Source organism: Microbacterium sp. 18062, from assembly GCF_902706225.1.
Lineage (GTDB): Bacteria > Actinomycetota > Actinomycetes > Actinomycetales > Microbacteriaceae > Microbacterium.
In genome coordinates, this window is the sequence record NZ_CACSKB010000411.1 from 1 (window position 1) to 437 (window position 437).

1 protein-coding gene is annotated in these 437 nt (G+C 57.0%); it reads right to left on the reverse strand.

Features of this window, described 5'->3' with window-relative positions:
- Positions 1-342 (reverse strand): hypothetical protein (locus GVL03_RS20445; protein ID WP_200847354.1); only part of this gene is annotated, 342 nt, incomplete at its 3' end.
- Positions 343-437 lie beyond the last annotated feature (95 nt).

Genomic DNA, 437 nt, shown 5'->3' on the forward strand with positions numbered 1-437 from the left:
GGCGATGCGCTCTTTCAGCGCGGCCAGCGCCTTCTGCACGCGGGCATGGGCCTGCTCGCCACGCGCCTTCTCGGCCTGTATGTCGGCCGGCGAGATGGCCAGCACCGTGTTGCGGGCAGCGATCGCCCGGTCGTTGATGGCGCTGCGAAGTTGCGCGGCCAATTGGTTGCGCGCGTCGATGCCTTCCACATACCCAGCGAACCGGTCCCTGGCATGACCCAGAGCCAGCACGCCAAACAAGGACATGAAAAAGATCAGTCCCGCCATGGTGCCGAAAGCCATCAGCAACTGCGTTCGCACTTTCGCATTTTTCATCGAATTCTCTTTCTTATGAAATTGCACGATCCACTTTCGGCTGAACCATTCATTTCACAGCAAAGGGTCAGTGCTGCCGAGAATCTTCCCATTTAATCGATAAAAATGCCACTCAACAGTAA